This window comes from Archangium primigenium, assembly GCF_016904885.1.
GTDB lineage: Bacteria > Myxococcota > Myxococcia > Myxococcales > Myxococcaceae > Cystobacter > Cystobacter primigenius.
In genome coordinates, this window is record NZ_JADWYI010000001.1 from 1,019,421 (window position 1) to 1,040,043 (window position 20,623).

Sequence of the window (20,623 nt, forward strand, 5' to 3'; positions counted from 1 at the left end):
GGCCATGGACCCCCGCGCGCTCGTGCTCCTGGCGGGCATGCCGTTCTTCCACCTGACGGACCTGTCCCAGGCCCGGCTGGAGTCGGTGTCCTTCTTCCTGGTCCTGTTCCTGCTCGTCACGCTCGGGGTGAAGGCGCTGTGGAACCGGCTCGGGCGCGACGTGCCGCGCCTGCCCCGGCTGGGCTTCGGCGCCGCGCTGGCCCTGGTGTTCCTCTGGGCCCTGGGCTTCCAGCTCGTCCTGTCGATGATCGCTGGGGGCCGGGAGCTGATGACGCCCGGGGCCTGGGAGAAGACGGGCACCACCTACACGCTCACGCGCGAGGGGCCCCCCGCGGAGGGCGAACTGGCGCGCGAGGCCCGGCGGCAGCGCCTGGAGGAGCTGCGCGAGGCGCTCTGGGTGCACGCCGCCCGGAATGGCCAGGCCTTCCCGGCGAGCGACCTGTCCCCGGAGCTGCCCGAGGCGCGCTGGCGGGTGGTGGGCGCGTCCGGCCTGCACTTCATCTACGTGGGGGGCCAGAAGGCGGACGGGCCCCGGGCGCCGCTCGCCTACGAGCCGGGGCTCTTCGGGCCCACGCGCTGGGTGCTGTTCACGGATGGAGACATCCGCGCGGTGCCCATCGAGGAGATTCACGCCGCGCTGCTGCGGGGCCCCCCATGAGCCGCCAGCGCTTCCTGGGGACGGGCCTGGGGCTGGGCGTGATGTTCCTGATGTGTTTCGGGCTGACGCTGGGCCAGGTGTGGTGGCTCAGCGCGCTGCTCACGCTCGCCTTCGGCTGGCTGTCCTTCCTCGGCCGGGTCCTGCCCCTGGTCCACTGGCGATGGGACTCGCTCGCCGCGACGCTCGCCGTGGGCGCCGCGCTGGGGGTGGGGTCGCACCTGTTCCTGCGGGCGCTCTGGCGCCGGTGGCATGCCAGAGGGGCGCCCGCGTGGCCCGTGCGCTGGAGCGTGTCCCTGCTGGCGCTGCTCGTGCTGCTCTTCGCCGCGACCATGGCGACGGTGGGCGCCGCGCACCACGTGGGCTGGCTGCTGACCACCCGCGAGCCCCTGGTGGAATCGAGCTGGGCCCGCATGAAGCAGAGGGCGAGCGAGCGGGACGAGGCCGAGCGGCTGTGCCGGTTCGCCGGGCTCCAGTCCCAGGCGGGCGTGGCGCCCGAGCGCCTGGCGGCGGTGCTGCTCGGGCTGCCGGACACCCAGGACGCGGCGGAGCGGTGGTTCGTGCTGCCGGGGACCCCGGAGTCCCCGGGCCTGCTCGTGTTCCCGAGGGATCCGCGCGAGTGGGAGCGCGCCGGGGCCGTGCGGTGCGGCGCGGGGGGGGAGGACGTGACGCCCGTGTCCGCCGAGGAGCTGGCCCGGCTGGGCGTGCTTCCGGGCGGGGGCCGCTGAGCCCACCGCCCGGTGCCGGACGGGTCAGCGCGAGGCGGTGGGCCAGAACGTGGCCAGGCGCGCGGCGTCGGAGTGGAAGACGCGTGCCCCGGTGCGCAGATCATAGAGCCGGGGACGGATGCCCACGCTGTCGGCGGAGACGAGCAGGAAGGGGCCGCGCGCGACCACGGCCACGAAGTCCGACTCCGTGAAGCCCAGGTCCTTCACGGGCTTCAGCTCCCCGCCCTGCTCGAGCACGATGTGCCCCGTGGGGAAGGAGAACTCGACGTTGGTCCGCCAGACGTCGTAGGCCCCCGCGGGGGTGGTGACGTGGCTCCACTCCCCGTCGCCGTCCTCCGCCTTGCCCTGGAGCACGGAGGCTGGCCGCAGCGGCTGGAGTCGGGCGAGCAGCTCGGCGGAGGGCTCCGTCCCGTCGGTGCTCTGGCGCGAGTCGAGCAGCTCGTCCGTGGTGAGGCCCAGGCCCTTGGCGTGCTCCAGGACCGTGGCGCCCGGGGCGTAGTCCGAGCCCTCGCCCGTGGCCTTCACCTCCACGCGCTTCCAGGTGCCATCGCCCTCCAGGCGGTAGGCGAAGGCCAGCGCGGGCGCGCCCTCCACGTCCTTGTCGAGCGGGAGGGACTTGCCGTCGACGGTGACGGCATCCTTCGCGATCTCCTGCTCGTCCACGCTCCGCACGCTCAGGGCGACGAGGTCCGCGCCCTTGTAGCCGAAGCCGGACAGCTGCCCGTCCACCGTGGGCGCGGCGATGGGCCGCACCTTGCCGGAGGCCACCGTGACTTCATACAGCCTGGACGTCGCACCGGGCGTGGGCTCCTCGGGCGTGTAGCTCCGGGCGGGCACGTCGGGGCCGGAGACACCACCGGAGGCCACGTGCTCGGGGTCGAACCAGACGAGCGCCTGGGTGAGATCCTTGTTCCAGAACAGCCGGGCGCCCTTGCAGTCACCCTCGAGCGAGGCCACGGTCGCGCGCTGGTGGGCGGCGGCGTCCTCGCGGATCCACAGACACTTGCCCTCGCGCGGCTCCAGGTAGGAGAGCACGGCGTCGCCCGGAGGCACCACGGTGAGCGGATCCTTCGCGACGACGGGCGCCGGCGCGGCGGCGACCGGAGGCGCGGGGGGAGGGGCCGCCGGGGGCGGGTCCTTCTTGCAGGCGGTGGTGGCGAGCGTGGCGAGCAGCAGCAGACGGGTCTTCACGGGAGGGGCTCCTCGTCGGGATCAGGGGTCTCCGAGCTCATGGCGGGGGCGGGCCAGAACAGCGCGCGATCCCCCGGGGCCTGGAGGGTGTGGAGGTTCTTCTTCGTCCGGGTGTCGAAGACGGCGGCCATGCTGGGCTCGCCCGAGACATTGAGGATCAGGTACGTGTCGCTGAGCAGGACGGAGATGTCGGTGTCGGGCGGCGGCGTCAGGCCCTCGGGAGCCACGAGCTTGGTGTCCTGCTCCCAGCGCACCGGGGTGGAGGCGGTCGGGGTGCCGTCCTTGTCCTCCTGACGGGCCCGGTAGAGCAGGGGGCCGCCCGGCGTGGGGAACGCCATCCACTTGCCGTAGCGGTCCGTGGGCTTCTGGGCGGCGGTGAGCCGCTGGGCCTGGGCCTTCGAGGCGGGCGCGCCCACCACCGTCTCCGTCCGCTCGGGCGTGGGGTCATACATGGAGCGCCGCGCGGACAGCTCGAGCGGCGAGCCGAGCAGCTTCTGCTCGACGCGCTTCCACCCGGTGCCATCCCACAGGTACGCCAGGCACATCCGCCGCCAGCGCTCCGCCTCGGCCACGGGGTAGCGCTTGCCCTCGAAGGTGAGGCCCAGGGGGCCCGTGTCGTCCTCGGGCTTGTTCTCCGCGTCCATCAACAGGGCGATCAGCTGCCCCTCGACGTTGAAGTTCACCTGGAAGATCATGAAACCCTCGGGCTTGCCCGTGCCCGCGGGCAGACCCTTGAGGTCCACGGCCTTGCCGCTCCTCGTGGCGAAGTCCACCGCCCAGAGGCGCTGCTGCCCGCCGCCCAGGGGCCAGTCGAGCACCACGCCCTGCTTGCCATCGGGGCTCCAGGCGAACACCGACTGCGCGCAGGCGGCGTCGAAGGTGAACACCGGGGTGGCGGGACCGGTGGGCAGGGGCTGGCGCATCCACGCGCACGTCGCCTCGCCCGAGGCCTTCAGGTAGGCGACCGCGGGGCCGGTGAAGGGCGCGGGCGCGCTGCTCGCGGGCCCGCCAGACAGCAGCGCACACACGGCGAGTGTTCTGGGACTCCAGGGGCCTGGCTTCACGGCTTACTCCTTGGAGGGCTCGGGCCAGAGGGCCGCCGACTCGATGTCCTTGATCTGCACGAGCTGCTTCTTCGTCCGGGTGTCGAGCACGTGCGCGGCGCGCGCGTCTCCCGCGAGGGAGAAGACGAGCAGCAGGGGGCCGCGCTGCTGGAAGCCGAGCCGCTCGTCCTCGACCGCGGTCAGTCCCTCCACCGCCACGGGTTTGTCTTCTTGCACCCAGCGCACCGGGGAGGAGGCATGAAGCGACCCGTCCTCCGGATCACTCACGCCGCGATAGACCAGCGGACCGCCCGGTGTGGTCAACACCCGCCACCGGCCTGGCGCGGCCTCGAGCGCGAACGCCGCATCCATCGTGCTCACGACCGCGGGCGGGGCATCCTGTCCGGGCAGCTCTCCGAACATCATGAGCGTTTGCTCGGGCAGGGTCTTGACCGTGTCGAGCACCCGGGTATCGAGCGAGTCTTCCGAGTCCGACAGCGTGGTCTTGGCCTCGACGTTCTTCCATCCGCCGTCTTCCCACCGGTACGCGACCGCCAGGCCCGGCGTGCCCTTGCCCTGGGGAACGGGGTAAGACTGACCCTCGAACGTGATGGCGCGCCGCGAGTCCGGACCCTTGTCCAGCGCGCGCCGGGCATGCAGGTCGCTAATGATTGCCACGGGCCGGCCCTGGAGATCGAAAGCGAGCCTGTTGATGGACGGCTGCTCGGCGCCCGCCGTCGCGGTCTTGCCCCCCGGCAGGCCTCCGAGTTCCAGGGGCGTGACGCGCTTGCTCGTGAAATCCACCCGCCAGGCGCGGGGAGGGCCGTCACTGCCACCCGGGCTGAACACCAGGCCCTCGCCGCCGTCTGGATTCCAGGACGGCTGTGATTCATTGCACTCGGCGTTGAAGGTGACCGACGTGCGCTCGCCCGAGGGCAGGGGCTGCTTCACCCATTCACAGACTTGGGTGTCCACGGGCCGGAAATACCAGAGCGCGGGGGTCGCGGCGGCGCGAGGCGTGGGGGCGGGCGCGGCGGACGCGGTGCTCGCCCCGGGCGGGGTGGGGGCCGTCGCGGACCCGGTGGACGACGCGGCCGGGGGATTGGACTTGCAGCCCGTCAGCACGAGCGCTGCGGTGAGGGGGGCGTGCAACCAGCGGGACGGACGCATGGGAAGACCTCGACGTCTGCGGAGGGGAGTGCCTCCAACCTATCGATATCGTGGAGGAGAGTGCTAGAAAACAAGGCGGGAGGTTCACCTTGTCCCTGCTGCTCACGACCACGTCCCTGCTTCTTCTGGGCGCCGCGCCCACGACGGCTCCCGCCTCCGCGCCCCGTGATTTCCTGCTCCACGAGGGCCTTCCCTCCGCTTTCAAGGTGGACGGAAAGCTCGACGAGTGGACGTCGGCCCCCTCCGTCACTTTGGGCGCGGACAATCAGGTGGCGGGCAGCGCCAAGGTCTCCTCTCCCCAGGATTTCTCCGGCAAGGTGTGGGTCGCCCTGGGGCGGGAGGGATTGGCCGTGGCGGGAGAGATCCTGGACGATCGCGTGCTGCTCTCCAAGACGCCCGAGCAGGTCAACCTCGACCATGTGGAGGTCTGGCTCGCCCTGCCCCAGCCAGAGCTGCCGCCCCTGGCCTTCGTCAATCAGTTCGGTGAACACACGGTGCCCACCGCCGAGACGTGTGGCGACACCGAGGTCGTCACCGAGGGCTCGCCCGAGGCGTGCCGCGCCTGGTGGAAGGCCCAGACGGAGCGGCGCAAGAAGCTCGTCCGCCCGTTCCTCGCTCAGTACGGACTGATGTCCGGACCACTCGTGCGCTTCGGGCAGAAGGGCTCGGTGGGGACCGTCCGCTACGAGCCCATGGCGGGCGGCTACCGCTTCGAGGCGCTCATCCCGGCCAGTGCCTTTCCCCGCTCGGCCGAGGCGCCCCTGCGCTCACTCCGGGTGCTCGTGGACGTCGTCGATGCCGACGAGGGCAAGGGCAAACTGGAGACATTCCTGTCTTCCTCGAAAACCCGACGCTTCGGTGATCCCAGCACCTTCCATGCGGTGACCCTCGCGCGCCCGGTGAGCTGGGGGGCCTGGCCCGATCTGTTCGAGCGGGCCCTGAAGGCCAACGAGCGCGGTTCCTACCAACCGTCCCCGGACGTTCAGACCTTCGCGGTCTGGCTCAACCCGGCGGTGGGTTACCAGTATGCGCCCAACCAGCCCAGTCCCGTGGAGGTGGGCGTCGACCTGTCCCGTCAGGAATCGCAAGCGGCCCTGGAGGACATCGAGGTCCTGTCGGTTCCGGCGCGGGTGGATGTCACCGGCGGGGTGGGCTTCTGGACCGTGTCGCGCCGGGACCAGGCGCTGCTGGACACGCGGGACAGCGGCACGCGCGTGTTGATGCACACCCAGCGCCCTCCGGGCTTGCACCTCCTCGAGGTGACCGAGGGCATGCAGTCCTTGCTGGGAACGGGCACGTGTGGCGCGTGCCCACAGGTCACTTTCACCCTGGTGAAGATGGACGCCCAGGGTCGCTTCTCGGCGCCGGAGGAACTGGAGGGCGCGTTCAGCCAGGGGGAAGCTGTCGCTTGGGAGGCCACACCGGATCTGTCACGCATCGAGGCCTTCGTGACCTGGACCGAGGGCCAACCCCGGCAGCTCGCCGTTCGTCACACCTGGAACCCCAAGACACAGCGCTACGATACCCAGCGATTCGCGCGTCCCGAGAACACGGGGGAGTGAGGCGGGTGTCTGGACGAGTCGTGCACGCTTCGCCATGATGGCGAGGAGCCACCAGGGGGTCGCGCACCATGTCCTACAGAATCGCGAAATCGCTCGATCAATTGCTCGCGGAGCTGAACGCGCTTTCGCCCAAGCGCGACAAGCTCAGCGACGGGTGGATTGGAGACGCGGCTCACGCCTCGCGGGACAGCGACCACAATCCCTGGGTCCAAGACGCGGGCAAGGGCGTGGTGACGGCGCGCGACTTCACCCATGACCCGGGCAACGGCGCGGACATGGATGCGTTCGTGGCCCAGTTGGTGAAACGCCAGGACCCTCGCATCAAGTACATCATCTGGAACCGGCAGATCTGGCGCTCGTATGCCAAGCCGAAGCTGGCGGCCTGGGCCCCGACCCGCTACACCGGCGCGAACGCGCACACCAAGCATGCGCACGTGTCCGTGTCCTCCGAGAAGTCCTTGTATGACTCGGTGGCGTCCTGGGGCCTCACGAAGATCACGAGCAAGCCAGGAGCCGCGCCTGTCGTGCCCTCCTTGCCAGTGGCCAAGAGCACACCCAAGGCCCAGCACAAGCCCTCTGGTTTCGAGCCTTACAAGGACGGCATCGCCCTGGGGTCGCGCAACATCAAGGAGGGCAGCGCGGGCAATGACGTCAAGTGGGTCCAGACCGTGTTGCGCGTGCGCGCGGATGGCCTGTTCGGGCAGATCACGGAGGCCACGGTGGTCGAGTGGCAGCGCGCGCACCACCTGACTCCGGACGGGATCGTGGGCCCGAACACGTGGAAGGCGCTCAAGGCCCTCAAGGCGCCCGCGTCTCCCGGTGGCACTCAGCCTTCCGTGGCGCCGAGCACGCCCGCGGGGAGCGGGGCGTTCGTCAAGAACGGTCGGAGCTTCCCCGTGCGTGATGGCTACCCCCTGTATGCCCAGGGCAACAACTCGACCACGGGCAAGCTCGAGACCTGGGGCAACATCGTCATCGCCAGTGATTCGGGGCAGAACGTCAGCCAGATTGGGTGCGCCATGACGGCGGTCACCATGGCGCTCAGTGGCATCACGGGCCGGGCGATCACTCCGGACGAGATGGCTCAGTTCATGAAGAAGAAGGGCGGCTTCACGTCGGGGGGCTCCATCAAGGACTGGGATTTGATGGGCACCCTGGTCAGCCCGCCGGTCGACCTGTACCGCATCTTCGAGGCCAAGTCGGACAAGATCGACGCGGAGCTGAAGGCGGGGCGGCCCGTCGTCGTCCACGTGGACTACTACACGAAGACAGACTCCGGGCGATCGGGCAAACATGACAAGAAGGGGGACCACTGGGTCCTGGTGACGAGCCGGACCCAGGAGGGCGACTACCTCGCGCATGACCCCGCGGGGGGACGGATGATGGGCCTGCACCGGTTGGCCGATGGGCGACTGGAAGGCGATGTCGTCACCAAGTACGGCACGAAGTACGTCACCGTGGGCAACGCCGTCACCTTCAGCCGAGGCCCCGCCGTCCACACGCCGGAGTCCAGGCCCGCCCAGACGCCGCCCGTGGACGTCACGCCCCCGCTCGTGGCCAGTGGCTTCCCCAACCGGACGGGGTCGACTCCGGGAACCAAGGTGGCGGGAACCAAGGCGGCGGGGGACAAGGTCGCGCTTCCCACGTTCGCGGGCGCGGACCGCTCGGGGACCGTGAGGGCCATCCGCGATGAGTGTGTGCGTCAGGGCGTGACGATGGCGGCGCAGATCGCCTACGTGCTCGCCACGGTGCAACACGAGACGGGCAATACCTTCAAGCCGCTGCGCGAGGCCGAGTACCTCGGCTCGAAGGCCGAGGCACACCGCAAGAACAACCTGCGGTACTACCCCTACTACGGCCGTGGCTACGTCCAGCTCACCTGGAACTACAACTACGAGAAGTACTCCAAGCTGCTGGGCATGGACCTGCTGAAGAATCCGGACCTGGTCCTGCGGCCGGACATCTCACTCTTCATCCTGGTGCATGGCATGCGGACGGGCAGCTTCAGCGGCAAGAAGCTGTCCGCGTACATCAATGGCTCCCGCGTGGACTTCCGGGGGGCTCGCGCCGTCGTCAATGGTTCCAACTGCGCGGAGATCATCGCGGCGCATGCGCGGGACTGGCTTCGTTCCCTGGAGCTCAGGAACGTGGCCTGACCCCGGGAGCCCTCACGGCGGGGGGGCGGGCTGCTCTGCTGCCCCGATGTGGTTCTCCCTTCGGTGGACGGCCGGGCCCTGGTGGCGCTCCAGGTTGAACGCCGTGTTGATGAGCCCCACGTGGGAGAAGGCCTGGGGGAAGTTGCCCAGCTGGCGCCGGGACACCGGGTCGTACTCCTCGGCCAGGAGCCCCACGTCGTTGCGCAGGCTCAGCAGGTGCTCGAAGAGCGCCACGGCCTCGTCTCGCCGCCCCTGCAACACGTAGTTGTCCGCGAGCCAGAAGGAGCAGGCCAGGAAGCGGCCCTCGCCCGGGGGCAGGCCGTCGTCCGTCTCGTGCGTGTGGTAGCGCCGCACGAGCCCGTCCTCCAGCAACTCCTGCTCGATGGCCCGCACCGTGCCCACCATGCGCGGATCCCTCGGGGAGACGAAGCCCACCAGCGGCAGGAGCAGCAGGCTCGCATCCAGGCTCTTCGTGCCGTAGGCCTGGGTGAAGCACCCCCGGTCGGCGTCATAGGCGTTCTGGCAGATCTCCTGGTGGATGAGGTCGCGCACCTTCATCCAGTGCTCCGCCGGGCCCTGCATGCCCTGGCGCTGCACCGCCTTCACCGCCCGGTCGAACGCCACCCACGCCATCACCTTGGAATAGGTGAAGTGTTGCAGGTCGCCGCGCACCTCCCACATGCCCGCGTCGGGGTTGCGCCAGCCGGACTCCAGGAAGTCCATCAGCACGAGCGCCACGTCCCAGGCCCGCGGGTCATCGCGCAGGCCGATGCGGTGGGCCTGGTGCAGCGCGTCCATCACCTCGCCGTAGACGTCCAGCTGGAACTGGTCCACGGCCGCGTTGCCCGTGCGCACGGGCTTGGACGCGCCATACCCGGGCAGCCACGGCAGGGTGCGCTCGGTGAGGCGGCGCTCGCCCCCCACGCCGTACATGATTTGAAGCTTGGCGGGGTCCCCCGCCACCGAGCGCATCAGCCACGAGCGCCAGGCCTCGGCCTCCTCGCGGAAGCCGCCCAGGGTCAGCGCGTAGAGCGTGAAGGTGGCGTCGCGCAGCCAGCAGAAGCGGTAGTCCCAGTTGCGCATGCCCCCGAGCCGCTCGGGCAGGGACGTGGTGGCCGCCGCCACGATGCCGCCCGTGGGCGCGTAGGTGAGCGCCTTGAGGGTCATCAACGAGGTGCGCACCGCCTCCGGCCACGCGCCCTGGTAGGTGCAGTGGCTGAACCAGTCCTTCCACCACGCCACGGTGTCCTCCACCGCCTCCAGGCCATCGAGCGGCGGCGGCGCGGGCTCGTGCGAGGGGTGCCAGCGCAGCACGAAGGGCACGCTCTGGCCCTCGGAGACGGTGAAGTCCGCCACCGTCGTGAGGTGGTGGCCATGCACGGCCACGGGCGTGAACAGGCTGAGCGCGTCCGGACCGGCCACCGCGCGCAGCTCACCCGTCTCGCGCGTCACCCAGGGCACCACCGAGCCGTAGTCGAAACGGATGACGAGCTGCATGTTCATGGACACCCGCCCCCGGATGCCCTGCACCACCCGCACCACGTCCGGCGTGCGATCGCGTGGCGGCATGCAGTCCACCACCCGCACCACGCCCTCGGGCGTGGTGTACTCCGTCTCCAGCACCAGGCTGTCCGGACGGTAGCGCCGCGTGGCCGTCACCTGTCCCGGACACGAGGGCGCGAGCTTCCACCGCCCATGCTCGGGCTTGCCGAGCAGGGCCGCGAAGCACGCGCCCGAGTCGAAGCGGGGCAGGCACAACCAATCGATGGAGCCATCCCGGCCCACCAGGGCCGCTGTCTGGGTGTCTCCGATCAGCGCGTAGTCCTCGATGGGCCCGGACATATGGCATTGAACCTGGAGACGGGTGGGAAGGGTGGCAACCAGGAGAGCCTGGGCCGCTTGTCCGTCTGGCCCATGGACCAGTGGACTGGCCTGTCCAGGCCGCGTGCCATGTGCAGCTTGAGAGAGGCTCCCGGGCGGCACGGGTCCTCGGGAGAGCGGACGGGCGAGCAGGCTCGTCGCGCGCACTCACGGCCCGGGCGGGATGGAGGCGGGGAGATGGAACTGGGAATGATCGGACTGGGCCGCATGGGCGCCGCCATGGTGCGGCGGCTGCTCAAGGCCGGGCATACGTGCGTCGTCCATGACACGCGCGCCGAGAGCGTCGATTCGCTCGCCAAGGACGGCGCCCGGGGCGCGCACGCGTTGGAGGAGTTGGTGCGCCAGATGCCGGCGCCCCGCGCGGTGTGGTTGATGCTGCCCGCGGCCGTGGTGGACGGCACGCTGGAGAAGCTCGCGGCGCTGCTCCAGCCCGGGGACACCATCATCGAGGGCGGCAACTCCCACTACCGGGACGATCTGCGCCGCGCGGCCGAGCTCAAGGGCCGGGGCATCCATTATGTGGATGCGGGCGTGAGTGGTGGCGTGTGGGGCCAGGCCCGCGGCTACTGTCTGATGATTGGCGGCGAGGCGGAGGCGGTGCGCCGGTTGGAGCCCGTCTTCGCCGCGCTGGCGCCAGGCGTGGAGGCCGAGTCCCGCACGCCGGGCCGGGAGGGCCCTCCGAGCCCCGCGGAGCAGGGCTGGCTGCACTGCGGTCCCAATGGGGCGGGCCACTTCGTGAAGATGGTGCACAACGGCATCGAGTACGCCCTCATGGCCGCCTATGCCGAGGGGCTCAACATCCTGCACCACGCGAACGTGGGGAAGAGTCCGCCCACGGCCGACGCGGAGACGGCGCCCCTGCGCGAGCCGGAGGCGTATCAGTACGACTTCGACCTGGCCGAGGTGACCGAGCTGTGGCGGCGCGGCAGCGTCATCGGCTCGTGGTTGCTCGACCTGTCCGCCCAGGCGCTGCACAAGAGCCCGGGCTTGGGCGACTTCTCCGGCCGGGTGTCCGACTCGGGCGAGGGACGCTGGACGCAGCAGGCCGCCATCGACGAGGGCGTGCCGACACCGGTGCTCGCCAGCGCCCTGTACTCGCGCTTCACCAGTCAGGGCGAGGCGGATTTCTCCAACAAGTTGCTGTCCGCCATGCGCTTCGCCTTCGGCGGCCACCTGGAGAAGAAGATGAAGGGAGGCGGATGACACCATGGGTGACAAGCCCCGTTCGGACGCGCTGGTCTTCTTCGGAGCCACGGGAGACCTCGCCTACAAGCAGATCTTCCCCGCGCTCCTGTCGTTGGTGGCCCGCGAACACCTGTCCCTCCCCATCATCGGCGTGGCCAAGGCGGGCTGGACCCTGGACAAGCTCAAGGAGCGCGCCCGGGACAGCATCCGCGAGCATGGCGAGAAGAAGGATGAGGCCGCGCTGCCGCGTCTCCTGGAGCTCCTCCACTACGTGGACGGGGACTACCGCGAGCCGGACACCTTCGCGCGGGTGAAGAAGGAGCTGGGCGACGCACGGCGGCCCCTGCACTACCTGGCCATCCCCCCGAGCCTGTTCGGCACCGTGGTGGAGGGACTGTCCAAGGCGAGCTGTCTGTCCGAGGCGCGGGTGGTGGTGGAGAAGCCCTTCGGGAGGGATCTGGCCTCGGCGCGCGCGCTCAACGAGACGCTCTACCGCTTCCTGCCCGAGTCCTCCATCTTCCGGATCGACCACTTCCTCGGCAAGGAGCCGGTGCAGAACCTGCTCTTCTTCCGCTTCGCCAACGTGTTCCTCGAGCCCATCTGGAACCGGCAGCACGTGCGCAGCGTGCAGGTGACGCTCGCGGAGAGCTTCGGCATCAAGGGACGGGGCGCCTTCTACGACGAGGTGGGCGCGGTGCGCGACGTGCTGCAGAACCACCTCTTGCAGATCGTGGCGCTGCTCACCATGGACGCGCCCTTCTGCTCGTCCGCCGAGGCCCTGCGCGACGAGAAGGCCCGCGTCTTCAAGGCCATGCGGGGGCTGTCGCCCGAGGACGTGGTGCGCGGCCAGTTCCGGGGCTACCGGGACGTGCCCGGCGTGGCCAAGGACTCGACGGTGGAGACGTTCGCCGCGGTGCGCCTGTTCATCGACTCGTGGCGCTGGGCGGACGTGCCCTTCTACATCCGCGCCGGCAAGCGCCTGCCCACCGACGCCACCGAGGTGTTCGTGGAGCTCAACCACCCGCCCCGGCCCATCTTCGAGGAGCCCACCCAGACGTCCCCCAACTTCGTGCGCTTCCGGCTCGGGCCGGACGTGCGCATCTCCATCGGCGCCCGGGCCAAGAAGCCCGGCACCACCATGGAGGGCGAGGACGTGGACCTGGTGGCCAGCCAGCACATGGCCGTGGCGGTGAAGCCCTATGAGCGGCTGCTCGGGGATGCCATGCGCGGGGACGTCTCGCTCTTCGCGCGCCAGGAGTCTGTGGAAGAGGCGTGGCGCGTGGTGGACCCCATCCTCGGCGACGGCAGCCGCGTGTACGAATACGAGCCGGGCACGTGGGGGCCTCGGGAGGCGGATGACCTCGCGCCCCAGGGCGCCTGGCGCAGCCTGCTCGCGGACTCCGGAGGCGTGCAGGTGGTGCGCGACGCGCGGGACGAGACCCACCGGGACGAGGAGGCGCTGCCCGAGGGCGCCCAGCGCCTCAAACCCGCGCGGCGTTAGCGGGCCCGGTCATGCCCGCTCGGCGCCCGGCCCACGGAGCCCGGGCGCCCGTCGGGCCCGCCGCTTCCCTTGTCCGGTGGTCAACGGACGCCCAGCTTCAAGGGGACCCGCACCGTCCCCTTGGAGGCTCGTCCGATGGCCCAATCCGACTTCCCGCCCACTCCTCCCTCCCGCCGTGACCGCATGACGGCGATCTGGGAGGGCCCCTTCGTGATGGGCCTGCTGGTCACCCTGCTCGGCGTGCTGGCCCTGGGCGCGGTGGCCTGGACGAGCCTCGTGTCCGTGCTCTTCTATGGTGTGCTCCTGGGCGCGGCGGGCGTGCTGGAGATCGTCCAGGGCGTGCGCGCGCGGGACACGGGGCCCTCGCTGCTGTTCGTGCTCAGCGGCATCCTGTCGTTGTTGGTGGGTGGATTCGTGCTGACCCAACCCGATGCGGGCCTGGTGGCGCTCAGCCTGATGATCGCCGCGTACTTCCTCGCCAGCGGCTTCTTCCGTGGCATCACCGCCGTGTCGGACCGCCACCCGGGCTGGGGGTGGGACCTCGCCTATGGCGCGGTGTCCGTGGCCCTGGGGGCCCTGCTCTTCCTGCGACTGCCCACGGCGTCGTTCTGGGTGCTCGGCCTGATCGTGGGCGTGGAAATCCTCATCCGGGGCTTGTCCCTCATGGCCGGGGCGCTCGCGGTCCGGGGGTTGCTGCGCGACGAGCGAGCGGGCTGACGACCGCCGCGCCGCTCCTCCCCCGCGCCGGACCCCGGCCCGGGCCCCGCAGGGGTTGGCGCGTGTATCCCCCGTGACTACCTGGGCGTCGTGATTCGTGCGCTGGTGCACGGATGCGTCAGCCCGGGGGGCGCCGATGCCGTGCCCCATGCACATCATGCCCCGAGGCGAGGGAGCGGGTGATGGGGACCGTTTTGCGCATGTTTCCACAGACCAGCGCCATCGGCACGTCGGGGGAGGAGAGGGTGACGGCACCCCGGATCCAGGCACCCACGGGCACGGTGGCCCTCGTCTTCACGGACGTGCAGGGCTCCACCCGACTGTGGGAGCGCTGCAACGCCGACATGGGCGCGGCCCTGGACGTGCACAACCAGGTGCTGCGGCGGCTGATGGGGGAGCTGGGCGGCTACGAGGTGAAGACCCAGGGCGACTCCTTCATGGTGGCGTTCGCCTCGGTGGTGGAGGCGGTGCGCTGGTGCCTGGAGTCCCAACGGGCGCTGCTCGAGGCGGACTGGCCGGAGACGGTGCTGCGCGAGCCGGATGCGCGCGAGGAGCGCAATGCGCGGGGCGTCCTGCTGCACCGGGGCCTGCGGGTGCGCATGGGCGTGCACCTGGGCGAGCCCGAGGGCCGCGAGGATGAGCGCACCGGGCGGACGGACTACTTTGGTCGCATGGTGAACGTGGCGGCGCGGGTCGCCTCGGCGGGCCATGGCGGCCAGGTGCTGGTGAGCGCGAGCGCGTGGTCCCGGGTGGCGGACGCCTGGGACTCCCTGGGCGGCCCCGCGGTGCGCTCGCTGGGTGACTACCACCTCAAGGGCATCGAGGAGCCCGTGCCGCTCGTGGAGGTGCTGCCGGCGCCCCTGGCGGACCGGCGCTTCGAGGCCCTGCGCGCGCCCCGTGCCCGGCGCGGCAACCTGCCCGGCGAGTCCGGGGAGTTCATCGGCCGGAGCGAGGAGCTGGCGCGGCTGCGGCTGTGCTTCACCGGGGGCTGCCGACTCGTCACGCTCCTGGGCCCGGGGGGCATGGGCAAGAGCCGCCTGGCCACGCGCTTTGGCAACCTGGAGGCCGGGGAGTGGGAGGGCGGCGTCTGGTTGTGCGAGCTGTCGGACGCCACGACGGTGGATGACATCTGCCACGCGGTGGGCCGGGTGCTGGGCGTGGCGCTCACGCGCAGCGGCGAGGACAGCGCGCCGGCGGATCGGCTCGGGCGCGCCCTGGCCGGACGCGGGGACGTGCTGGTGCTGCTCGACAACGTGGAGCACGTCATCCAGCACATGCCGGCCACCCTGGGCCGCTGGCGGGAACTGGCGCCCCAGGCCCGCTTCCTCGTCACCTCGCGCGAGGCCTTGTGCCTGCCGGCCGAGCGGGTGGTGGACCTGGAGCCCCTGGGCATCCCCGAGGAGGACGAGGCGCGGCTGGACGTGCTGCTCGCGTGTGGCGCGGTGAAGCTGTTCATCGACCGGACGCGCGCGGTGCGAGGCTCCTTCGAGCTCACCTCGGCCGAGGCCCCGCTGGTGGCGGACATCGTGCGCAAGCTGGACGGGATTCCCCTGGCCATCGAGCTGGCGGCGGCGCGCACCAACCTGTTGGGCGTGAGCCAGATTCAAGAGCGGCTGTCGCGCCGCTTCGAGCTCCTGCGCGGGGGCCGGCGGGACGGCTCGGCGCGGCAGAACACGCTGTGGGGCGCCATCGACTGGTCGTGGAACCTGCTGGAGCCCGCCGAGCGCGCCGCCCTGGCGCAGTGCTCGGTGTTCCGAGGCGGCTTCACCCTGGAGTCCGCCGAGTCCGTGCTGCTCTTTCCGCCGGGCGGACCGGACGTGCTGGAGATCATCCACTCGCTGCGCTCCAAGTCGCTCCTGCGCGCGTTCACGCCGGACGGGCTCACGGGCGAGCTGCGGCTGGGCATGTACGAGAGCATCCGGCAGTACGCCTCGTCCCGGCTGGCGGAGCGGGGCGAGGGGGCGATGCTCGCGGCGCGCCACGCGGGCTACTACCTGGAGCTGGCCCGGGGCCTGAGCCAGCGCCGCCGCGGCCTGGATGGGGAGCTGGCCTTCCGTCGGCTGGCGCTCGAGCGCGAGAACCTCCTGGCCGCGTGCGACAACGCCCTGTCGGTGACGCCGGTCACCACGGCCACGCTCGAGCGGGCCCTGGGCGCGCTGGTGGCGTTGGATCCGGACGTGACGACGCGGGGCCCGGTGGGCATCACGCTCGCGCGGCTCAACCGGGCGCTGGAGCTGGCGGCGACGGTGGAGGTGGACCCGTTGTTGCGCGCGGATGCGCTCGCCGTCCGGGGTCGCACCCACCATGGCGAGGGCCGCCTGTCGGCCGCGTGGGGGGACCTGGGCGAGGCGCGGACCCTGTTCGCGGAGCTGGAGGCGGTGGACCGGCTCAAGCGCGTGCTGGTGGACCTGTGCATCGTGGCCCGGGACGAGTGCGACCTGGGCGTGGCGTGGACGCTCATCCAGGAGGCGTTGGATCTGCCGACGCCGGGGGACCGGTGGCTGGACGCGTACGCGGTGGGCAACCTCGGAATCCTGGAGCTGGGCCGCAACGGGGCGGAGGCGGCCCTGCCGCACCTGCGCTCGGCGCTGGAGCTGTTCCGGGCCATGGGGGACGTGGCCTACGAGGTGGGCTTCCTGGCCAACTACGCCATGGCCATTGGCGAGCAGGGCAACACGGCCGAGGCGGTGACGCTGCTGGAAGAGGCGATGGAGAAGGCGGCGCGGGTGGGAGACCGCTCGGGGCATGCGCTGGCGCGGGTGAACCTGGGCTGCTTCCTCCTGGCGGCGGGGCGGGCGGCGGAGGCGCGCGAGCACCTGGGCGAGGCGGTGATGATGGGCCGGCAGCTCGGCATGCGCCTGGTGGAGGGCGTGGCCCTGGGCGAGCGGGGCCGGGCGCTGGTGGCGCTCGGGGCGCTGGAGGCGGCGCGGGTGAACCTCTCCGAGGCGATTGGCCTCTTGGAGCGGGTGTCCCGCTGGCACGCGCTGCGCTTCACCGCGCACCTGTCCTCGGTGCAGGCGGCGCTGGGGGACCTGGAGTCCTCGCGGCGGGGCTTCGCGGCGCTGGCGAAGACGCCGGAGCTGCAGGAGGACGTGGTGCTGCGCGAGCTCACCTCGCTCTTGCACGTGTCCATGGACTTGCAGGAGGCGCGGCGCTCGCCCGGCAGCGAGCGGGGACGCAAGGCGCTCAGCGAGGCGCAGTCGCGGCTGCACAGCGCGCGCAACGCACCGGTGGAGGCGGCCTCGTCCGACCTGCGCGAGGCCCTGCGCTTCTTCGACCGGCGCGTGCTGGAGATGGAGGGCGCGTCCGCGGTGATGTGAGCGGGGCGTTTGGCCTTGCGTGCGAACGAGAAGCCGTGTCCGGGGGCGTGACGATGGCACCTCCACGTCGACCCCGTGCGCCCGCGTTCGGTGAAGAGCTCGACGCCTTCTTCATGGAGTTCTTCCGGCTCAAAGGCATCTTATCCAGACCGGAAGCGCGGACTGTTGGGGCTGGAGCGGCGGCGGTTGCGAAGGACGGATGGCCTTGCATTCGAGCGCCTTGTCGGCCGCGGAGCGCACGCGGGAATCGCTCCTCGCCCTCGTGAGCATAGAGGTCAGAGGTGTGCCGCACCGTGCCGCTGACTGCGCCAGCCGCGAGACGCACGAATTCAGCGACCTCGGGGGCAGGTCTCCCGTTTGTCGGGATCAATACGAGCCATCTTGAGTTCTCCTTCCGCTGATGAATGTCCTGTGCGACTGCCGAGGAAGGCCTACTTCTTCTTGAGGTACGCCTCCACGGCGGCGGCACTCACGCCGACCTTCCGGACGGCCTCGCGCAGCTCCGTCGGCGTGCAACCGGACTTCGCGCACCAGTACGTCACCTCGTGCTCTTGGTTGTCGTTGGCGCGAGAGGCATCGTCGGGGCTCTTCTTCTTCGATTTACCTCATGCTCGGAGTAGGGGGCCGAAAACGACCTGAAACGTCAGGCGTGCCGTTTTGGGCGCGATGGGATTTTCGGCCTGCGTCCAGGGTCCCGCGGGAGAGGTCGCTGAGACTGTGAATCCTTGCGGAGCCCCCATGTATGGTTGGCCGTTCCGCATCCCTATCCTCCTGGGTCAATGTTCCCGGGGGAGGAAAGCGTCATGTTTGGTAAGCACCCGAGTCCCGCGGTTGCAGTGGGGGTGGGCGGCGGAACACAGCGCGAGGCCCGGAGGCGGGGGCCGCCACCGTGGGCGTCGGCGGGGGCCCTCTGGCTCATCGTCCTCTTCCTTCACGCGGCATGCGCGACGCAGGGGCCCGCGGCGGGCAGGAGGGCAGGGGAAGGGCGCGCGGGGGAGGAGGCGGCGGAGAGCGAGGCTCGCGCGGCGCCGAGGGCGCTGCGGCCGGTGCTTGTTGTGTACGCGGCCGAAGTGGAGGCGCGCGGCACACGGGTGGTGGCCGTCACGCGGGAGGAGTACCAGCGCGCGGTGGCGCAACTGCTCCAGCACCACCAGGTGCACGGGACGCCCCAGGAGGCGGCCCAGGAACTGCTCCAGGCCATGCCCGAGGAGGAACTGCTCGCCGAGGTGTACCGCGACAGGGTCCTCACGCTGGTGCCCCTCACCGACAAGGGTTCGCTCGTTCCCGAGGCCGAGGCGGCGCTCAAGGCGAAGTACCTGCGGTGGTGCCAGCCGCGGGGCGGTGGTGACTGCCTGGGCCTCTTCACGGACGGGCCCTACCTGCGCACGGACGACAGGCGCACCCTGGCGCTCGCCCTGGCCTTTGGCGGGGTGCTGGACGAGACACGGGCGGCCCTCGGACGCGAACTCGGCCCGCGGGCGCTGCTCTCCTCCCTGGTGTGGGCGGCGGGGCTGTACCTGGCGCTCTGGCTGCTACCGGAGCCGAGCACGAAGGCCGCGGCGGCGGCACTCTCGGTGGTGCTGCTGGCCTGGCTGGGCGTGGATGCCCTGTGGGGCCTCGTGGACGGGTGGGCCCACATGGCGCACGCGGCGCACGATGCCACGACCTTCGAGGAGCTGCGCGACGCCGGCGAGGCCTTCGGCACGCGCATAGGCACGGACGCGGCCCGGGCCCTCGTTCTCGCGGTGGCCACCCTCACCGGGCGGACGCTCGGAGAGGTGGCCACGCACCTGCGCTCGATGCCGAGGTTCAACCAGGTGCAGGCGCAGTGGGTGGCCCAGGGCATGGAGGGCTCCGTGGCCGTGGCCATGGAGGAGGCCGCCGCGGTGGAGGTCGTGGTGGAGCAGAGCCGAGCCCTCGTGGTGCTCACCTCCCCCCAGGCGCCGGTTGCCATCAACGTCCTGGAGAGGAGTGGCAGCTCGTGGGCGGGTGGAGGGCACTCAGGCTCCGTGGCCATTCAGCACCGTGGCGGCAACAAGCAGGTCATCCTCAGCAGCGGCGCGCGGTGGCACCTGCCGCGAGGGAAAAGCTACAGGGACATTCCAGGAGAGGACCTTCTGGGTGACGAGTTGCAGGTGGCTGTGAAGAAGGTGGCGGCGGAGTGGTCGCCTGCGAAGCTCCGGGACGAGGAGCGAGACGCCATCAGGGAGATGCTTCGGCGCGGGCTGGAGCATCGAGCGAATCTGCTTGAGCGTCAGGCGCGCGGACGCTGGGTGGAGGCCGAGATGAAGCTGAGATTCCCGCGCCTGTCATGGAACAGCCGGGGGGTCGACATCACGGGCCCGGGCGGACAGAGTTACCATTACGAAATCCTGTCCGGCACCGAGTCGAATTTCGCGCTGCACGGGCGTCGGATGGCGAGCACCTTCTTCCGCATGATCTTCTTCTGAGGCGCGAGTGACTCCCAACATCCACCACGAGAAGCGTGAGATTGTCAGCGAGCGGCTGGAGTTCAAAACGGGCCCCATTTACTGGCTCGGCCCGGACCTCACGGTGCGCGACTCCACGCTCATCATCAGTGCGGCCGGGCGCTCGCTGGTGCCCGTGGGTGGGGAGTTCATCAACTGCACCCTCCAGGTAAAGGGCCAGCTCAAGGGCGTGGTGTGGGCGCGGATGACCTTCAAGGGGTGCCGATTCAAGGGCCGCTTCAGGGGCAACGAGTTCGGTTTCCGCGAGGCCCTGTTTGATCCGCGGGAGTGGAAGCCGGGCGGGATCGAGGATTGCGACTTCTCCGAGGCCGAGCTCCACGGGGTTGGCTTCAACGGCTGTGACATGAGCACCATCCGCCTGCCCCGGTGGCCGTGCTTCACGTTCGTGGATCCAGTTCGGCACGCGGCGGAGTTGCGCAAGCACTCCTGGCCGGGTCACTTCGGCCAGGTAACGGTCGAGGTCGCGTGCGAGTCCCCCACTGGCTCAGTCGCTTCGACGTGGCACGCGCCCACCGTCGCCGAGAAAATGGAGACGACGGTTGAGGATCTGCGTGCGGCGCTGGAGACGGCTCCGGGGATTTTCATGTGAGGGAGCGCTACTCGACCACGACGTTCTGGCGCCCGCGTTCGGAGTCGAGAGAGCGGGGGCGGGCACTCGGAGGTATGCATGCGCCAGGGGCTCGTGGGGCTTGTGCTGCTGCTCGGGACGGGATGCGCGCACGTCGGCGAGTGCAACCCGACGGACAGCACGGTCTCTTGCTGTCTGAAGGAGAATCCTGGCGCGTATGAGCGCTGCGCGGCGGTTGCGCCGTCTCCGCCGAGCCGAGTGACTCCGGGGCGAACCGAGAGCGTATTGCCCGAAGTCGAGGCCGCTCCCATTCCCGACACGTGCACTGCCGGAGTGGCGGCCAGGATGGTCGGACCTGGGGCGAGTCTCAATGCAAGGCTTGCTACGATGCCTGCATGCGCTACGGATTCTGGCTCTTGCGTGCGAACGAGAAACCCTGTCCGGGAGCTTGACGATG

Annotated in this window: 14 protein-coding genes and 1 pseudogene; 10 read left to right on the forward strand and 5 right to left on the reverse strand. The window is 70.6% G+C overall.

Going from position 1 to position 20,623, the window contains the following annotated elements:
• The first annotated feature begins 4 nt into the window (after window positions 1-4).
• Both I3V78_RS04425 and I3V78_RS04430 read left to right on the forward strand, forming a co-directional pair.
• The gene (locus I3V78_RS04425; RefSeq protein ID WP_204485066.1) at window positions 5-658 is read left to right on the forward strand and encodes a hypothetical protein; all 654 of its coding nucleotides are present in this window, start codon (window positions 5-7) and stop codon (window positions 656-658) included.
• Window positions 655-1,383, forward strand: a complete 729-nt coding sequence (locus tag I3V78_RS04430) for a hypothetical protein (RefSeq protein ID WP_204485067.1) — start codon at window positions 655-657, stop codon at window positions 1,381-1,383. The genes I3V78_RS04425 and I3V78_RS04430 overlap by 4 nt, the downstream gene beginning before the upstream one ends.
• A 24-nt stretch (window positions 1,384-1,407) precedes the next feature.
• On the opposite strand, the gene I3V78_RS04435 is transcribed toward I3V78_RS04430, so the two are convergent.
• The 3 genes from I3V78_RS04435 to I3V78_RS04445 are packed head-to-tail and all read right to left on the reverse strand — an operon-like array spanning window position 1,408 to window position 4,787.
• Window positions 1,408-2,574, reverse strand: a complete 1,167-nt coding sequence (locus I3V78_RS04435) for a hypothetical protein (protein ID WP_204485068.1) — start codon at window positions 2,572-2,574, stop codon at window positions 1,408-1,410.
• On the reverse strand, window positions 2,571-3,638 hold the full coding sequence (locus I3V78_RS04440) for a hypothetical protein (RefSeq protein WP_204485069.1): 1,068 nt from the start codon (window positions 3,636-3,638) through the stop codon (window positions 2,571-2,573). The genes I3V78_RS04435 and I3V78_RS04440 overlap by 4 nt, the downstream gene beginning before the upstream one ends.
• Before the next feature lie 3 nt (window positions 3,639-3,641).
• Window positions 3,642-4,787, reverse strand: a complete 1,146-nt coding sequence (locus tag I3V78_RS04445) for a hypothetical protein (RefSeq protein ID WP_204485070.1) — start codon at window positions 4,785-4,787, stop codon at window positions 3,642-3,644.
• 89 nt (window positions 4,788-4,876) lie between these two features.
• On the opposite strand from I3V78_RS04445, the gene I3V78_RS04450 reads away from it, so the two are divergent.
• Window positions 4,877-6,349 (forward strand): hypothetical protein, encoded by a 1,473-nt coding sequence (locus I3V78_RS04450; protein WP_204485071.1) that lies wholly within the window; start codon window positions 4,877-4,879, stop codon window positions 6,347-6,349.
• Window positions 6,350-6,417: 68 nt separating this feature from the next.
• Window positions 6,418-8,505 carry a peptidoglycan-binding protein gene (locus I3V78_RS04455; RefSeq protein ID WP_204485072.1) on the forward strand — a complete coding sequence of 696 codons (2,088 nt, stop codon included), beginning with the start codon at window positions 6,418-6,420 and terminating at the stop codon, window positions 8,503-8,505.
• Between the two features lie 12 nt (window positions 8,506-8,517).
• Here the strand turns inward: I3V78_RS04455 and I3V78_RS04460 are convergent, their stop codons facing one another.
• Complete coding sequence (locus tag I3V78_RS04460; RefSeq protein ID WP_204485073.1) at window positions 8,518-10,347, reverse strand: glycoside hydrolase family 15 protein; 1,830 nt, start codon at window positions 10,345-10,347, stop codon at window positions 8,518-8,520.
• A gap of 216 nt (window positions 10,348-10,563) precedes the next feature.
• Here I3V78_RS04460 and gnd point away from each other — a divergent pair, with 216 nt between their 5' ends.
• From gnd to I3V78_RS04480, 4 genes are all read left to right on the forward strand, one after another.
• Complete coding sequence (gene gnd, locus I3V78_RS04465) at window positions 10,564-11,589, forward strand: phosphogluconate dehydrogenase (NAD(+)-dependent, decarboxylating) (RefSeq protein WP_204485074.1); 1,026 nt, start codon at window positions 10,564-10,566, stop codon at window positions 11,587-11,589.
• A gap of 4 nt (window positions 11,590-11,593) precedes the next feature.
• Window positions 11,594-13,072 (forward strand): glucose-6-phosphate dehydrogenase, encoded by a 1,479-nt coding sequence (gene zwf, locus I3V78_RS04470; RefSeq protein WP_204485075.1) that lies wholly within the window; start codon window positions 11,594-11,596, stop codon window positions 13,070-13,072.
• A 135-nt stretch (window positions 13,073-13,207) separates the two neighbouring features.
• Window positions 13,208-13,789 carry an HdeD family acid-resistance protein gene (locus I3V78_RS04475; RefSeq protein WP_239576292.1) on the forward strand — a complete coding sequence of 194 codons (582 nt, stop codon included), beginning with the start codon at window positions 13,208-13,210 and terminating at the stop codon, window positions 13,787-13,789.
• Between the two features lie 245 nt (window positions 13,790-14,034).
• Window positions 14,035-17,109 (forward strand): ATP-binding protein, encoded by a 3,075-nt coding sequence (locus I3V78_RS04480; RefSeq protein WP_338023468.1) that lies wholly within the window; start codon window positions 14,035-14,037, stop codon window positions 17,107-17,109.
• A gap of 431 nt (window positions 17,110-17,540) precedes the next feature.
• Here the strand turns inward: I3V78_RS04480 and I3V78_RS04485 are convergent.
• A pseudogene (locus I3V78_RS04485) lies at window positions 17,541-17,696 on the reverse strand (DUF3606 domain-containing protein); the annotation flags it as partial.
• Between the two features lie 216 nt (window positions 17,697-17,912).
• Here I3V78_RS04485 and sitA5 point away from each other — a divergent pair.
• Window positions 17,913-19,559 carry a SitA5 family polymorphic toxin gene (sitA5, locus tag I3V78_RS04490; RefSeq protein ID WP_476756483.1) on the forward strand — a complete coding sequence of 549 codons (1,647 nt, stop codon included), beginning with the start codon at window positions 17,913-17,915 and terminating at the stop codon, window positions 19,557-19,559.
• Between the two features lie 7 nt (window positions 19,560-19,566).
• Window positions 19,567-20,187, forward strand: a complete 621-nt coding sequence (locus I3V78_RS04495) for a hypothetical protein (protein WP_204485078.1) — start codon at window positions 19,567-19,569, stop codon at window positions 20,185-20,187.
• The last annotated feature ends 436 nt before the right edge of the window (window positions 20,188-20,623 follow it).

What these genes read in the sequence shown, in the direction of transcription:
- I3V78_RS04425 (WP_204485066.1), top strand. Translation starts at nt 5, where the DNA reads ATGGACCCCCGCGCGCTCGTGCTCCTGGCGGGCATGCCGTTCTTCCAC.
- I3V78_RS04430 (WP_204485067.1), top strand. Translation starts at nt 655, where the DNA reads ATGAGCCGCCAGCGCTTCCTGGGGACGGGCCTGGGGCTGGGCGTGATG.
- I3V78_RS04445 (WP_204485070.1), bottom strand. Translation starts at nt 4,787, where the DNA reads ATGCGTCCGTCCCGCTGGTTGCACGCCCCCCTCACCGCAGCGCTCGTG.
- I3V78_RS04455 (WP_204485072.1), top strand. Translation starts at nt 6,418, where the DNA reads ATGTCCTACAGAATCGCGAAATCGCTCGATCAATTGCTCGCGGAGCTG.
- I3V78_RS04460 (WP_204485073.1), bottom strand. Translation starts at nt 10,347, where the DNA reads ATGTCCGGGCCCATCGAGGACTACGCGCTGATCGGAGACACCCAGACA.
- gnd (WP_204485074.1), top strand. Translation starts at nt 10,564, where the DNA reads ATGGAACTGGGAATGATCGGACTGGGCCGCATGGGCGCCGCCATGGTG.
- zwf (WP_204485075.1), top strand. Translation starts at nt 11,594, where the DNA reads ATGGGTGACAAGCCCCGTTCGGACGCGCTGGTCTTCTTCGGAGCCACG.
- I3V78_RS04475 (WP_239576292.1), top strand. Translation starts at nt 13,208, where the DNA reads ATGGCCCAATCCGACTTCCCGCCCACTCCTCCCTCCCGCCGTGACCGC.
- sitA5 (WP_476756483.1), top strand. Translation starts at nt 17,913, where the DNA reads ATGTTTGGTAAGCACCCGAGTCCCGCGGTTGCAGTGGGGGTGGGCGGC.